Source organism: Dyadobacter sp. CECT 9275, assembly GCF_907164905.1.
GTDB classification, from domain to species: domain Bacteria; phylum Bacteroidota; class Bacteroidia; order Cytophagales; family Spirosomataceae; genus Dyadobacter; species Dyadobacter helix.
Genome location: NZ_CAJRAF010000004.1, coordinates 867671 through 883959, shown reverse-complemented (window position 1 = coordinate 883959; position 16289 = coordinate 867671). Strand labels below are relative to the sequence as shown.

At 46.0% G+C, this 16289-nt stretch carries 9 protein-coding genes; 4 read left to right on the top strand and 5 right to left on the bottom strand.

Features of this window, described 5'->3' with window-relative positions; translation table 11 throughout:
- Positions 1-14: 14 nt before the first annotated feature.
- The 3 genes from KOE27_RS29260 to KOE27_RS29250 form a co-directional block, all read right to left on the bottom strand.
- A complete protein-coding gene (locus KOE27_RS29260) occupies positions 15-3668 on the bottom strand; it encodes a SusC/RagA family TonB-linked outer membrane protein (protein ID WP_229253056.1) in 3654 nt (1217 codons plus the stop codon).
- Between the two features lie 26 nt (positions 3669-3694).
- Positions 3695-4717 (bottom strand): FecR family protein, encoded by a 1023-nt coding sequence (locus KOE27_RS29255; RefSeq protein ID WP_215242375.1) that lies wholly within the window; start codon positions 4715-4717, stop codon positions 3695-3697.
- 106 nt (positions 4718-4823) lie between these two features.
- Positions 4824-5486 (bottom strand): RNA polymerase sigma-70 factor, encoded by a 663-nt coding sequence (locus tag KOE27_RS29250; protein WP_229253055.1) that lies wholly within the window; start codon positions 5484-5486, stop codon positions 4824-4826.
- 467 nt (positions 5487-5953) lie between these two features.
- On the opposite strand from KOE27_RS29250, the gene KOE27_RS29245 reads away from it, so the two are divergent.
- Together KOE27_RS29245 and KOE27_RS29240 are read left to right on the top strand one after the other, a co-directional pair.
- The gene (locus tag KOE27_RS29245) at positions 5954-9913 is read left to right on the top strand and encodes a hypothetical protein (protein WP_215242374.1); all 3960 of its coding nucleotides are present in this window, start codon (positions 5954-5956) and stop codon (positions 9911-9913) included.
- Between the two features lie 345 nt (positions 9914-10258).
- Positions 10259-11800 carry a glycosyltransferase family 39 protein gene (locus KOE27_RS29240; RefSeq protein ID WP_215242373.1) on the top strand — a complete coding sequence of 514 codons (1542 nt, stop codon included), beginning with the start codon at positions 10259-10261 and terminating at the stop codon, positions 11798-11800.
- 95 nt (positions 11801-11895) lie between these two features.
- On the opposite strand, the gene KOE27_RS29235 is transcribed toward KOE27_RS29240, so the two are convergent.
- Positions 11896-13719: a sulfatase family protein gene (locus tag KOE27_RS29235; protein WP_229253054.1), complete on the bottom strand. Its 1824-nt coding sequence runs from the start codon at positions 13717-13719 to the stop codon at positions 11896-11898.
- Between the two features lie 437 nt (positions 13720-14156).
- Positions 14157-15491: an acetyl-CoA hydrolase/transferase family protein gene (locus KOE27_RS29230; protein ID WP_215242372.1), complete on the bottom strand. Its 1335-nt coding sequence runs from the start codon at positions 15489-15491 to the stop codon at positions 14157-14159.
- Positions 15492-15663: 172 nt separating this feature from the next.
- On the opposite strand from KOE27_RS29230, the gene KOE27_RS29940 reads away from it, so the two are divergent.
- A complete protein-coding gene (locus tag KOE27_RS29940; RefSeq protein WP_215242475.1) occupies positions 15664-15906 on the top strand; it encodes a type II toxin-antitoxin system HigB family toxin in 243 nt (80 codons plus the stop codon).
- 26 nt (positions 15907-15932) lie between these two features.
- The gene (locus KOE27_RS29220; protein WP_215242371.1) at positions 15933-16289 is read left to right on the top strand and encodes an iron chaperone; all 357 of its coding nucleotides are present in this window, start codon (positions 15933-15935) and stop codon (positions 16287-16289) included.

The window sequence follows — 16289 nt, the reverse complement described above, 5'->3', positions numbered from 1 at the left end:
TTCTGGTTTGAAAACTACAATTCTACATTTAAGCTCACGCCAAAATAGCGAAGCAGCGGTAAGGCCGTTGATTCCAGACCCAGCGAGGAATTGTTCACATTGAATGCCGAAGCTTCGGGTGCAAATCCTTCCGTTCTGCGCTGCAGATAAAACAGGTTACGTCCATAGATCCCGGCGCGGATACTCTTAAAGGGCGTCCGGCTGATCAGAGCTGACGGCAACTGGTAGTTGAGGGTTAGTTCCCTGAAAATGACATAACTGGCGTCGTTCAGCATTTCTTCGGGAATGACATTGTCCTTATCCGGTGCAACCACGTTCCAGTAGTCCTGTGCACGCACTGCTTTTGTATTGGTCTGTCCCGTACCCGTCCAGGTTCCGTTATCAGCTTTGGAGGCTACCACACCTTCGGCAACGTAAGAGCCGTCGCGGCCTGGCAATGTTTTCTTGATAGTACCATAAACAAGTTCTTCACGCATACTCTGTGAGTAGATTTTACCCCCCTGGCTGATATCAATCAATCCTGAAAGGCCTATCCCCTTGTAACGGAAGCTGTTGTTAAACCCGCCGATCCAGTTGGGAAGTGCATTCCCGAGTTCATATAAAAACTTGGAGTTTGATTTGAGCGGCAGGCCGGTCGTCGGGTCAATCAGGCGGTTTCCGGCATCATCTCTCAGCCATTGAAAACCATTTCCTACAAGGGTACCAAACGCTTTTCCGGGTTCAGCCACTACGTTCACACCGCGGTCGGTTCCGAGCACATAGGTATCCACACCGTCCGCAAGAGACATCACCTGGTTCCGGTTACGGGAAAAGTTGAAAGTGGCATCCCATGTAAATCCGTCGGCAGTTTTTACAGGTGTACCGTTCAGGGTAAGTTCTACCCCGCGGTTACGGATTTCACCGGCATTGATCCTGCGCGATGCAAAAGTACTGGAAGGAGGAAGTGGTACATCCAGGATCTGATTTCTGGTGGAAGCATTGTAAAAGGCAAACGACAGCCCGGCCCGGTTTTTAAAGAAACGTGCTTCGACCCCCACTTCTACGGAAGTTGTGAGCTCGTTTTTAAGGTTAGGATCCGGGATGGTAGAAGCAAAAGACGCAAGTGGAACACCTCCATGGGCATTCTGGTCTAATGAGTAGGTACCGGTCAGCTGATAAGGAGAACCCGAACTACCTGCCTGTGCAACCGAGGCCCGAAGTTTTAAAAAGCTGAGTACATCACTTTGAATATTAAAAGCGTCAGTGATCACATAACTCGCACTGACGGCAGGGTAGAAAAAGGAATTGTTTTTGGGCGAAAGGGTGGAGGACCAGTCATTTCTTGCCGAAAAATCCAGAAACAAATACTCTTTAAAACCAACTTGTCCCGAGAGGTACACCGAATTGATGGAAGATTCCGTCAGGTTGAAAACATAGGAATTGATCAGTGTATTGTTGATGGCGTATAAGTTCGGCACGATAAACTCGTTTCCTGTATTGCCCGTGGTACGGGAATAGAACTTCTGGTGGTTAGCTCCCAGGTTCAGGGCAAAGGATATATCCTTCGATAGCTGCGGTGTAAGCGAGAGCAGCACATCGCTGTTATCTTCCCGTACACGGGTAACCTGTTCGGAAATATCTCCGTTTTTGTTGGCACTCTGGTAAGTACCTTTTTCGCGGTATCGCAGGCGCTGGTCAGTATAAAAATCGGTCCCTGTTTTAGCTGTCAGTCTGATCCAGTTGTTGAACTGGTAACTCAGGCGGATAAGTCCCAGCAAGCGCTGGCGGTCATCGAAATTTTTGGTATGATCCACCGTCCAGTAAGGGTTGGCGGTTGAGGAATTGGTTGCATAGGTTTTTTCCATTCCTACAAAAGGTACCGTTCCATATCCCAGCTGTTTGCTGATATCTGCTGCCGTCCATGTAGAGCTGGCAAGTGTGCTCATGGGGATACTTCTCGGCTGGCTGATGAACAGATACGCCGGATTATCGCTAGCATCTGAAACCGTGGGGCGGTTTGCACCTTTTTGCCCGATATAATTTGCTTTTACGTCCAGTTCCAGTTTGGATGTAAGTTTGGCAACGGTTCTCAGGTTGACGTTATTACGTTTCAGTGTATTCAGCGGTGTGTAGCCGTCAATATTGGTATTGCCATATGATAACCGGTAATTGATATTGTCATTGCCTCCTTCCAGGCTCAGGTTGTTAACCAGCTGGGTTTCTTTCTTAAAAAAAGTCTGAAAGGTTTTAGGCTGCGGGTTGAAATTCAATACATTCCCCCATTGATCCTCATACTGCTGACCTTCCATTTTAGGTCCCCAGCTGGAACGTGTGAACCTGTCGCGGCCACCGCTGGTTTTTGGCATTCCCTGAATATTCCCTGCCTGTGCAGCCGCCCAGGTATATATCTTGCCGTCTGTTCCGCGGAAGTGTGTGAAGGTGCCGTCAAGCCCCTGTCCGTACTCATCCTGGAAGTCAGGTAGTACCAGGGCATCGCCAACCGAATAGTCGATACCATATTTGATGCCGATCCCCTTACGTGATTTTCCGGATTTTGTAGTGATTAAAACCACACCATTGCTTCCGCGCTGTCCGTACAGGGCAGCTGCATTAGGCCCTTTCAAAACCGAAATGGATTCAACATCTTCCGGGTTGATATTGGAAATACCGTCTCCATAATCGATACCGCCGGAGCTTCCCGGAGAGTTGGGATTACTGTTGTCCATCGGAATGCCGTCGATCACGTACAAAGGCTGGCTGTTACCTACCAGCGAGTTGGCACCTCTGATCACCACCCGTGAGGAGCCTCCTGCCCCATTTCCTGAACGTGTAACCTGAACCCCCGCCATTTTTCCCGCAAGGGAAGTGGCAAGGTTTGCTTCTTTGGCCGTAGATATGGCTTCTCCGCCAATTTCCTGAACAGAATAACCCAGCGCCCGTTTATCCCTTTTGATACCAAGGGCGGTAACCACTACTTCCGACAGGTTTTGAGTATCTTCGGAAAGCGTTACATTAATCTCTGACTGGTTGCCAACCAATACCTCTTTTCTTACATATCCGACAAAAGAGAACACCAGCGTTGTGCCTGCGTCGTCAGCGGCAATTTCATATTTTCCCGCTACGTCTGTGGCCGTGCCGCGTGTAGTTCCTTTTACGAGCACGCTCACACCGATCAGCGCTTCTCCCTTGGTATCGGTGACCATTCCTTTAACAGTGGTTTCGGCAGTGGACACAATGTTGTCATTTGTTTTGGTCTCTATTGTCTGCGGAAGTGTGTTATCCCGATTGAAAAGTGAAGACGAAGTAGGTTCCGGAGCCGAAACAGCCGGATCTTTTTTTCGTTTTTTCCTGTCGGGGAGCAGCACATACGTGTTTTCTTTTAGCTTTTTATAGGTGAGCCCTGAGGAAGAAAGAAGCGCCGTCAGATTTTGTTCCAGTGTCCGGCTGGAATTGATTGCCGAAGAAGGCACTTTCATATCTTCCAACTGCTTTTCTTCAAACAGGATATCTGCTCCGTAGGTCTCTTTCAACTTAAGCAATGCATCTCTGAGTTTAACTGGCTGCATCGTTTTGCTCTGATTCTCGGTTTGGGCAGCGGACGCCAGCAGCTGAGCAAAAACCAGCGAGGGAAACAAACTGACCATTACATAAAGGCAACATGTCCTTGCCGAAGGTAATTGTAGATTCATGGGTTGCGTTATTTAAAATAAAAAATTCAATTGGGACTGGTATCACCGGGTATGAGATAGATCTTATCCTTCTGTACCTGCACCGTAAGGTCAAGTATTTCGGAAAATGCTACCAGCAGCTCATCGGCCTGCTGTGCGTTGAATGTGCCTGTGACTTCCCGGTCCGAAAGGGCGGGGTCTTCTACAACGATATTGGTGCCGAATACTTCGTTTAACCGTACCGCAGCGTCTCTGAGAGATGTATGGTCAAACTGAAAACGGTGTTGTTTCCAGGTAACGGGGTCTGCCAGTTCGGTTTTAGACAAGGTTTCAATACTTATTTTCCCATCCTGGCTGATAGAAGCTTTTTCTCCAGGCTTCATGTCGAGCGGGCTGGCAGCCTTGTGGGAGGATATCTGCACTTTGCCTTTGTTTAAAACCACTCTGGTACCTTTCTTCCGGGTGTAGACAAAAAACTCGGTTCCCAGGACCGTTACTTTGCCGGCATCGGCGGTGTGTACGGTAAATGGCTGGTTATCGGACTTATGCCTGACGACAAAACCGGCCTCTCCTTCAAGCGTAACCTCCCTGTTAAATAACCCGAAGCCCCAGCGTAGCAGTTGCAGACGGGAGTTGGGATTGAGTACCACCTCGCTGCTGTCGTCCAGCATAATGGTTCGGGTTTCATTGTAACTGGTTTGGTAACTTCTGTTGACAATAGTGTCCCTGAAACTATATGCGCCAAGTCCGGCAGTCAGTATCAGCACGGCTGCCCACTTTGACCCCCTCATTATCCGTTCGTACCAGGTGATATGGATGGATTCTGTCAGGTCAGCGGCTTTGTTTTCGAGCTCTTCCGGGCATTCCAGGCGTTGTCTGATATTTTCAAAAGCTTTGCTTTCATCCGGCAGAAACTGTGGCTGGCTTGTTTCCCACTGTTGAAGCCACTCGAAATACAGCTCTGCGTTGTCAGAATTTTCAAGCCATTCTGCGATCAGTTTTTTCTGTAAAACCGTAGCATTGCCCGAGAAATAAGTAAAAGCGGTTTCTTTTGACAATTGAGATTTCATACTTTTTTGTAAAATGCTTCATTTGCAATGACCAGTCCCTCGATGTGAACCCTACCTTTTGAAGTAATCAGGTCGCAAAAAATAAGTGGAATACAAAGGCTGGCCATTAAAAAAAATTGTGCAGCGGCAATAGCAGGATGATGATATTCCCGAGCGATTTTCTCAGTACAACAAGTGCTTTGCTGATATGTGCCTCCACCGCTTTGCGGGATATACCTAATTTTTCAGCGATTTCGAGATATGATTTTCCTTCAAAACGGCTGAGCAGAAACACTTTCTGGCATTGTGGCGGCAGCCCGCTGATTGTCTTTTCGATCTGCAGGTACAATTCGTCAAATTCCATGATGTTATCAGGCAGAGATGGTTCTGTACTGAGGTCGTCTTGCAGCTCTTCCTTTGGGATTTTGTTAAATTCCCATTTTAAATAGGTAAAACATTTATTACGGACAGATGTAAACAGATACGCACGGAAAGACGAGGTGATCTGTTCCTGCAGATTCTTTTTCCAGAAATTCAGGAATATCTCTGTAACCAGATCTTCCGCTATTACCTTATTGTATACAAAACGCACGGCATGGCTGCAGAGTGGTGTGTAGTAGGTACGGAATAACAGTTCGTAACCTTTCACAGGATCCTGTTCAAAAGTTTTTTTGATAAAGAATTCCTTGTCTTGTTCCCTGCTACCCGCGTCTTTCAGGCGTATACCATGGGCAGCATTTTCCCGGCTCGTGTTCTCCTCCAAAAAATCTTCATATAATTCCGCTTTCACAAGAGAGAAATTTAATTGTCTTTATATAAAGTAGGACAAAATATTTTAATGGTACCCTAGGTCAGGTGAGAGAAAAATTTAGGAAAATCTGTTGGTGTAATAAAAATCGTGGTGTAAACCGTTTTGGTTGAAGGTTTCTCCGGAATATCAGACGTGTGTGGCAGGTATCCCAATCAGAAATTTAGATGCCTCACGCAGTCAGGTACCTTATGATCTACGGAATTGTAATATTTTGCTACAAAAATGTAGAAATAATTTTTTAATACCTTTTTTTTAATTGGCTATATTTCGGGTTGTGAGTGGCGGAAAGCGGATGAGATAATCGAAAAATTTAGATTAATTAAAAAATACTTATAGTTTAAACGAACCTCTTTGCCTCCGAAAATGTCTGTTAGGGACATTCCCCTCTTAGCAACAGGATGGGAACTTTTGAATTTTATTCCCTTTCCCTAAACCACTCATTGTTAATGAAAAGAAAAATTTCTACACTATTTTTTTTCCTCATACCCTGCCTTGCTCTCACCATATACCCTTCATTTGCTCAGAAATCTCTTCAGGGTGAAAAAGTACAGACCAATCAGGTAAAAGCCCATTTTAAAAACGGCAGTTTTGCCAAAGGAGATAAGGCCGTCAGGCTGGGTATAGAACAATGGCTGGCCAGTCAGGGCGTTCGTCAAACAGCCGGGGCCGAGTTTACTGCCAAAGAACTGGGATTGATGTTCGCAGATCCTTCTAAAATGACCAGTGCCTCACGATTTACAAAGCCAGGCAAAGGAAAAACCGGCCACATGGGTGGGTTGAAAGACGCCAGTGCGGGTAAAAATACAAAGATTGCGGCGCGCCGGATACCCCGTTTAAGGCCTTCGTCCTTTACAACCCGGAGGGCTGGCTCGGACGTACCAACGACCTTATATGTGAACTGGGCTGTTGCAGATCCTTTAGGAGATGGAAGCAGTTGGGACCAGGCTTATCCTGAACTCGCAGATGCACTGATTTTTGCAAGGGACAACCCTAGCGTGGAGCAGATATGGGTTGCAAATGGGGTGTACTTGCCCGCCTATCCGGCAGACTACGAGGTTGGGGATGACTGGGATTATCAAAACCGTAACAATGTCTTCGTTTTACCTGCTAATGTCAAAGTATATGGCGGTTTTGCCGGTACGGAAGCCACGCTGGCAGAAAGGGTTTTTAAGGTGGCCGATCAGTTTATAATTATGGGTGGTTCTCAGATGGTAAGCAGTACCATTCTGTGCGGAGATGTAAACGGGGATGACTTTTATTACCTTTACCAGGATGATCCTACCGCCATTGAGGATAATTGCTACCACGTAGTGGTGGCAGCCGGAACCAGCGGAGCCGTTCTGGATGGTTTTACGATTTATGGGGGGAATGCTGACGCTACGGGAGATCTGACGATCGGTGCTCACACGATCCCCGGCACGGCAGGCGGTGGTATTGCCGTTGTTAACGCTACGCCAGCACTGTCCAATCTGATCGTGAGGGAGAATTTTGCATCCACCGGCAGTGCAATTTATGGCGAAGGCGCTTCCTTTACCTTAACCAATACGGTCATTGCCGGGAATGTATCATCTGAGAAAGGCGGGGTTTCTCTGGTCAGCTCTGCGCCTGTTTTTACCAACGTCACCATTGCTGGAAATTCAGCGGTAGAGAACGCAGGAGGGATCTATTGTACCGGTAATTCATCGCTCCCGATTATCCGAAATACGATCGTTTACGGAAACACGGCACCAGCCGATCCTAACATCCTTTTGGCAGATGATGCGTCACCCTCTTTCGAATATAGTATTATTCAGGGAAGTAGAGGAAGCGGAAATGGAACCTGGGATAGTTCTTTCGGAGAAGACGGAGGAAATAACATAGATGCCGACCCAAAGTTCCAGGACCCGGAATATGGTTTGTTTGGACTTCAGCCGTCCAGTCCCGGGGTAAACGGTGGCAATGACCTGTACTTTCAGGCAAGCCAGTCACCTGATCTATCGGGTATCACAACAGATCTGAGGGGCATCACCAGGATTACCGGAGCTCACGTCGAGATTGGAGCACTGGAAAGTCTCTATGATAATTTAACTACTACACTGGTACATACCGGTGGGAGGCTGTATGTAAAACAAGGGGGAGCTGGCAATGGAAGTAGCTGGGGCAATGCTGCGAGAGAAGTAGCGGATGCCTTGCTTGCTGCCAGGCTTAATGCTGATATTACCGAAATATGGGTGGCAGGAGGTACCTATTATCCGCTTTATCGTCCGGATAACCTGGCCGCTGACCCAGACAGACGTAACCATGCTTTTGTGCTGGTGGACGGGGTGAAAATATATGGTGGTTTTGCGGGTAACGAGGGCTCGCTGAGTGACCGTATTTTAGGGGCTACTCCCAGTATACTGAGTGGTGATTTTAATAATGATGATATTGCCCTATCCAATATTGATCTGGAAGATTTCCTGCAAAATGGCCCTTCTACAACACTGGATGAAAATGCGCTGCAACTGATATATGCCGCCGACCTGTTCAGTGAGAATACGGTTTTCGACGGGTTTACCGTCCAGGGCGCCGCTTTACTATCCCGGATGCAGGAGTTCAATATCGAGGATGAGGATGCAGGGGAATTCTTTGGGAAATTTTTCACCGATTACCTGCTGGTTAATGAGATCGCAGCCCCGAGGATTCTGGGCTCGGGGTTTGTGTCCCTTGGTTCCGACGTGGAGATATCAAACGTTACAGTGAGAAATAACTTCGGGATTTTAGGGGGGAGTGTATTTACTTTTGGTTCGCTGAACAGGATTTATAATTCAGTCGTTTACAATAATTTTTCTCTCATGATGGGTGGTGGTATTACCTGCTTCAGTACATTTTCGGATGTAATTAACGCGACGGTTACCAAAAATTTGTCCTTTGGGGCACCTGCGGGCATGATTGATTTTGATGGAAGAAGTTTTGTTTCCAATAGTATTTTTTACGGCAGCATATTAAATGAAGAGTTACTGGGGCCTGAATTTAGCAGTATCAGTTTGAGTTTTCCTTTCGACTCTCAAATTGATCACAGCATTATTGGGGGCAGTGGCGGCAGTAGTAACTGGAGCCTGCCTGATCCTGTACTGGACGGCGGGGGCAATCTGGACGAAGATCCATTGTTCGCTAACGCTGCCACAGATGACTTTACACCTACTGCCTGCAGTGCGGCAGTGAATGCAGGGGTTAATAATTTTATAAATCCGGATAGTGAAGAAAATTTAGATCTGACCGCCCTGTTACCTCAGGATCTGGCAGGTAATGACAGAGTATTCAATACCGTTATCGACATGGGCTCTTTCGAATTCCAGGGCAGTACGCCGCCAGGTGTTTTGCCACTGGCTGGTAACGGAAAGGAAAGTGAGCATGAATTTACAAGTAACACCGCCCATTCTTTCACGGCCGGAAGCGGCCTCTGCACCGTTGATTTACTGCAACTGGAACCTACGGAAGGGCTTTCCGGAAACGTAATGACAAAGGTATGGGTAGACCCTTCTGTGAGAACGTATAATAATGCTGTTTACCTGCAGAGACATTACGATATCGAACCCGAGACAAATGCGGGGTCTGCAAAAGGGAAAGTCACCTTGTATTTTACCCAGGCCGAATTTGATGCTTTTAACCTGCAGGTAGAACCTGAGGAATATTTGCCGACTGGTACTGAGGAAGGAGAAGGGGACCGTAAAGCCAATTTTAGAATTTACCAGTTTCATGGGGTAGACGCTGGCGGTTATGGAGATCCCTCCTCGTATGATGGGGACCGTACAGAAATTGACCCCGGCGTTAATAATATCGTATGGGACTCTGACAAGGCGCGCTGGGAAGTTACCTTCACTGTCAACGGTTTCAGTGGATTCTTCGCAGGTACGGCCAGCCATTCCCCATTGCCGGTCAGGCTGGTATCCTTTAATGGTAAGTTAACCGAACAGCAAAAAGTGCAGCTCGACTGGAAAGTAACCGAGCAGGTGAATATTGACACCTATATAGTGGAGTACAGCGCTACTGGTAAAAGCTTTACAGAAATTGGCAGGAAAGTTGCTAATACGGTTGCCAGCACAAATTATACCTACCTTGATACCCTGTCGCATGCTGGCGGAACCGCTTATTACCGGTTGAAAATAGTGGAATTGGATGGTACAAAAGCTTACAGCAGGTTAATATCTGTGAAGCTGCCGGAAGCCCCTAAAATGATTGCCTATCCGGTACCAGCCAAAAATGAGCTATGGATCGACTGGAAGAAAAGTGATGCCGACAAAGCTGAGTTTTTTGACAAAAATGGTAGGTTACTACATACAGTGGGTAAAACAAAAGGCGTTCAGCGGGTTGATATTTCCAGGTTTCCTTCTGGCCTGCTTCTGTTAAAAGCAGGAAATGATACTCGAAAAATACTCAAAGAATAATACAGAAACGGGATGGATATTTAGAGAACTTTTAGCTGATTAACGGAGGAACTGTTTCGGAAAGAGACAGTTCTTCTGTTTTTTATATCATGAATTTTTCACAGAGCCTGGTTTCGCCTAGGCGGGCTTTTAATTCAGAACATTGCGCACAAAATTGTTGTTAGAAAATAGCAAACGGTTTGTGGTTGATTTCCAATGGTTTCCATGAAGAGCCCTTTAGGTTTTTAGATTTGTTTCGTATATATTTTAACAAATGTATTTTTTTATGTTACCATTAGTAAATATTTGAATACTTTTGCAACATCCTATTATACTCCTCCACGTTTTAAATAGTAATTTTTTAGTATGAAGCAACTGGTAACAGCGGTTTATGTCTTTTTAAAAAATAACACATATCCGTTAACATTAGGTTTCTGCATCGTTTGCACCCTCATTCTTTTGTACATCAAAGGCGTATTTGTTTTTAGCTTTCATCCTGATATCTCGGGCAGCGAACGCGGTACAACTTTTGGTATTCAGATTGTTGCGGACAATCAGCCTCTTTACAGAAATCCGGAAGTATCGCCATTCTGGATCGTTCAGTATGCTCCTCTGTATTACTATCTGGTGGGCAAAACCTATCAGCTCCTGAACTGGGATCCTACCAACATTTACCGGATACAGTTTCTTAGCAGAGTGATCTCTTTTGTACTTGTTTCTATGGCCATGGTGGTTGGATATTTTACCGCGCGTAAATTCTTCAATATTTCCAAGGTACTCAGTTTTATATTTTGCTGCCTTTTATTTGGCCAGTTACAGCAATGGCATCTGACCAACTCACGGATAGATAGTCTATTGTTTTTTTGGACGACTCTCTACATATATATCATCCTCCAGGCCATTAAGCAGAATACCGAATGGAACAGGTATTTTGTTTTTGCGGCATTTATTGCGGTTACCGCATTTTTTACCAAACAAAGTGCGTTGATTCATATTGCTGTGTTAGCAGCGTATTTTATTTACCGGCAGCAATGGTTTTCATTGGTCAAGTTTTCGGGGTTTACAATTCTTTTCTTTGCACTTTTTGCTCTTGCGCTCAGCCAGTTTCAATTAAAAGTATTTTATGACAATCTGTTCGGTAGTCTGCAGTTACCTATTGCACCAGGCTGGTTTTACTCTTATACCTTCCGCGAGTTAATACCTGCCATGTCTGTTTTTATTGCTATCACTGTCATGATTAATTTGCGATGGTTAGCCAGTTCTGCAGAGCCTCAAATAATATTTATTTCCCTGGCCACATTTTTGTTCTTTGGCTTTGCAACGGCTACCGCGTTTAAACATGGTGCGGCCGTAGGGTATTATCATGAGTACGTATATGTTGGTCTTCTTGGGATATTCTATTATTTCTATGGCAGGAATAGTTTGGCGCGGTATTCATCTTTTGCCTATTACTTTTTTCCTGCCATGATCGGCATGACAATGCTCTTCTTTACCAGTCGGCAACTGGAAAAATATTACACCACCAACCTGGGAAAGTACATAACAGATTATAAACACCAGAACGATGTCAAGAAATATGTGGAAGAGCATATTGAAGCGGACGAGAAAGTAGTTGTTTCCGGTGGTGAGGATTTCAGGGGGTGGTTGTTGCAGCACATGTTATTCAGGCACATGCTGGCTTATCAGGATACGGAGGTTCGTTTTTTGTTCGAGTCCAAACGATTTGATTATTCCAAATTTTATGAACTGGAGCGGGACAGTAAAATAAGATACCTCATCATAGACGAAAAATCTGCACCCCATCTTTACGCTTTCAATTATACTTTCGATCTCCGCGATTATCAAATGGAGAAAGAAATGCACGGGTATAAAATATACCGGCTGATCCGGCCTGACAGAAAGACCTGATTACTTCCGGTTATCAGATCCGCTAAGGCTTTATTGAAATAATATCAAAATCAACGGATAGCATTCTCTGGATTGACTGGTATCGCGGCAATAGCCTATTTCTCTATTTGTTCCAGTATCTTTTTCGCAGCTCTTACATCATAATCCGAATCCTTTGGATTACCTTTCAAAAGTGCCCGCACGTTCTCAAATGAAGGTTTGGCCTTTGCACCAATGGTTTCCAATACATTCAATGCCTGCACACGGGCCATCTGGTTGGTATCCTTGAGTGCTTCGCTGAGTATCTGCACAGGTTTGTCAGTTTCTCCTATGGCCAGTAATGCCTCGGCGGCTGCAATACGGACACTTATTTCGGGATCAGCGAGCAACACCATAAGCTGATTTTTAATTTCGGCTGTTCGGGCTTTAAGAATCACGGTACCTGTAACGGCCCAGTATCTTACCACAGGATCAGCGTCGCTGAGGCGTTTAACCAGATCGGGTAGTTTGGATTCGTCCCGGGCAGAAGCTATTTCGGCCGTTTCAATTACTTTTTTTAAATTGTACTTTCCGCTTCGTGCGTACTCGTACAAAGGTGTGGTTGCTGAGATCTTGCTCAGCATAGCTTCCGGAATAAACCCGACATCCCTGGATGCAATCAGCCAGTTATGATTCACTTCCCGCAGCTTTGCCAGTACGTTTTTGTACTTCGGATCGGTGGCTAGGTTATGGATGTTATGAGGGTCTTCTTCAATGTCAAACAACTCTTCCGCAGGTTTTTCCTGCCAGAATTTTTGCTGGATTTGATTCAGTCTCCCTGCCCTGAACTCCGCTTCCCAGGAAGGCATGGAGGGCGCTTTCCACAGATATTCCAGGTACTGAGCATAGATTTTATGCGGCAGATAGTTGCGGATATACCGGTATTTCTTGTCCCTCACAGTTCGGCAAAGATCAGTACGTTCGTCCATTCTTCCCCGAAATCCGTAGGCATAACCCCTTTCCTTTACCTGCTGTGTACCCAAAAACGGTTTGCCCTGCATGTAAGCAGGGACCGGAATGCCGGCTATACTTAGTATGCTTGGGGCGAAATCATTGAAAGTAACAATCCGGCAAGTAACGGAACCGGGTTTTCCGGAAGCAAGAGCGGCAAATTTTTCAGGAAAACGTATGATCAGCGGCACTCTCAGCCCCGACTCGTACACAAAGCGCTTGCTCCGGCCAAGTATCCCACCATTGTCACTGTAATAAAATACGATGGTGTTTTCAGCCAAGCCTTCCTTTTCCAGTTCTTTCAGGAGCTCGCCTGCCTGGCGGTCCATTTCTTCTACCTTGTCGTAATATTGGGCCCAGTCGTGTTTCATTTCGGGTGTGGCGGGATGGTAGGGCGGAAGCGGGACCTTTCCAGGGTCATGTTTCAGCTTTTCGTTGGGTATGGAGCTGTGTATGATGCTTTCATGAGAAACATTCAGATTAAACACTGCAAAGAATGGCTGTCCGGGTTTTCTGTTTTTGTAGGTTGCCCGCTGATCCGACTGATCCCAGGCTTCTGGCTGGTCTACAGTGTTGTAATCTTTCTTGGCATTATTGGTGGTGTAATACCCTGCTTCCCGGAGGTATCTGGGAAAGAACCGCACGAAATCAGGAACCGGATAGGTGCTGCGCATATGCTCGGTACCCATCGAGGGGGGGTACATGCCTGTGATGAGCGTGAAGCGTGAAGGTGCGCAAACCGGTGCTGTCGCAAATGCATTTTCGTAACGAATACCCTGTTTGGCCAGGTTATCCAGGTTTGGCGTGGTAGCAAAGGAATCACCATAACATCCCAGAAAAGGGCTGTTGTCCTCGCTGACAATCCACAAAATGTTAGGCCTGTCCTGCGCAGATACTTCAGCACAAAAGGAAAGCAGGCTGATGAAGAGTAAAAATCGTTTGGTCATCATCTGAATAATTTTCAGTCTGTGTGGTTAAAACCACTAAGGTGGGTCAATCTAATTGTCGGACAGTGTTTTGAATGCGGAATTGCCAAGAGAGCAGAATGCCAGGAAGGAGCAGCAATCGGATGTGATATCTCAGGGATGAAAACAGGAGGGCGGGATTCCTCATACATTCCGGAGATTATCTTTCTAAAAGTTGGCACCTGAGGCATCCGGTCTGGCGGATCAACAAATTCATTTAATGTAAATGGGATTGAAGGAGGTAAAACCGGTGGCTGGTTATTATTTCCTATATAATTGATAGACAAAGTAATTTATTTAAAGACAAACTTACAAGCGCAAAGGTTATATTATTTAAATTCGGTTTGGTACCGAATAGAATGGACAAAAAAAAGGGAGGTGCAACTGGCAGCCTCCCTTTGGGAATATTCAAACAAATGATGTCAGCCGAGCGGGTGGTATACCCTGTCGGATATGGAGGAGACGCCCGGGCGATAGAAGCTGCCAAAACGGTCGCAGAAGGCTTTTTCCAAAGATTCCCGGTGATCCGGATGTGCGAGATTGATCAATGCCCGGGCACGTTGCTTCAGACTTTTACCAAACAGATCCACCACTCCAAACTCGGTAACCACCCAGTGGATATGGCCACGGGTCGTTACCACGCCAGCTCCTTCTTTTAGAAAGGGAACGATCCTTGAAACACCTGATGAAGTAACTGAAGGCAGAGCGATGATCGGCTTGCCTCCTTCCGAGAGGGAAGCTCCGTGAATAAAATCCATTTGTCCGCCAATGCCGGAGTATTGGTAAGTACCCAGGGAGTCGGCGCAGACCTGTCCGGTGAGGTCCAGTTCCAGGGCTGAGTTAATGGCGGTTACCTTTGGGTTCTGGCGAATGATACTGGTGTCATTCACATACCCGATATCCTTCACGCTGATAGCGGGATTGTCATGTACAAAATCGTATAATTTTTGTGTCCCTACCAGAAATGAAGTAACAGATTTTCCCCTGTTCAGTTTTTTTAGACTGTTGTTAATCACACCGTTTTCAATAAGTGGGATGACACCGTCCGAAAGCATTTCGGTATGCAGCCCGAGGTTTTTATGATTTTTCAGATTCCGTAATACCTGATCCGGAATGGCCCCGATGCCAACTTGCAGCGTGGCACCGTCTTCAATAAGAGATGCAACGTTTTCACCGATCTGTACGGTTGAACTTTTGACGTTCACGGCATAATCTACTTCGGGCAGAGCGGCTTCATGCCATACCATCGCGTTGATTCTGCTGATATGCACGAAACCGTCACCAGTAGTACGGGGCATCCGCGGATTAACCATAGCGATCACATGCCGGGCAGAATCCACCGCTGCCCTGGCGATATCCACCGATGTACCCAGCGAGCAGTAGCCATGGGAGTCGGGCCGGGATACCTGAATGAGCGCTACATCAATAGGTAACTTATGGCTTTTGATGAGCTGCGGTATCTGGCTCAGGAAAATAGGCACGTAGTCACCATAATCACTGTTGACCACACCACGGGTATTGGCCGAAACAAACAAAGAATTGAAATAGAAACTCTTATGATGTTCAGGATTGTTGAAATCAACATCTCCTAGCGTGGTGATACTTACAAATTCAACATTTTTTAGTTCCCAATGCCTCCGTTGCAGGGCATGGACCAGATGCGCAGGCGTTGCGGCGCTGCCATGGATGAAAACCCGGTTTTCGGACTGAATGGCTTTGACCGCTTCTTCGGCAGTAATATATTTGGGCGTGTTCATAAAGCGCTGGTTTGAGTGGTTAACAATAATCGGTTTTCTAAGTATAAGTTCATGAAAGTCACCGATTATTGTGATTTGATGATGCGAAATTAATGTCTGCTGATACCTTTTAAGGTGACAGCGGCAGGTTCAGAACATGATCCTGGTCATGTTTTTAGGTAATGCATAGAACATTTCACCTCAAAGTGATTACCTGACCGGTTTACCTCAAAATTTTGTCGGATATTGGAGGGGAAACAAAAAGGCGGTCTGGAAAAAATCAGCTGATGTTTTGAAAGATTTTCCAAAGGCATCGATCATTCCAGGTAGCCGGGCCAGATTTAAGATTGTGGGCAATAAATATCGTCTGATTGTAGAAATAGACTATTTAGATGAAATTGTTGAAGTAAGATTTATAGGAACACATAGCGAGTAGGATACAGTTGATGCTTTAAAGAACCTATGGCAACAGAAAAACCGACAACGATAGATGAGTACCTCAGCGGCTTCCCGGAGGACGTAAGGCTGCTTCTGGAGGAGGTAAGGGCTACCATCAAAAAAGTAGCCCCCGATGCGGAAGAAACGATCAACTATGGTATTCCCACGTTTAAGCTCAAGGGAAATCTGGTACATTTTGCCGGATACCGTAATCACATCGGGTTTTATCCTACGCCTACCGGGATAGAGGAATTTAAGGACGAACTTTCTGTATATAAAGGAGCTAAAGGTTCGGTTCAATTCCCGATTGATCAGCCGTTGCCTATGGAACTGATTGCCAGAATAACCGCCTTCAGGGTGAAGAAAAATCTGGGGCTTTAA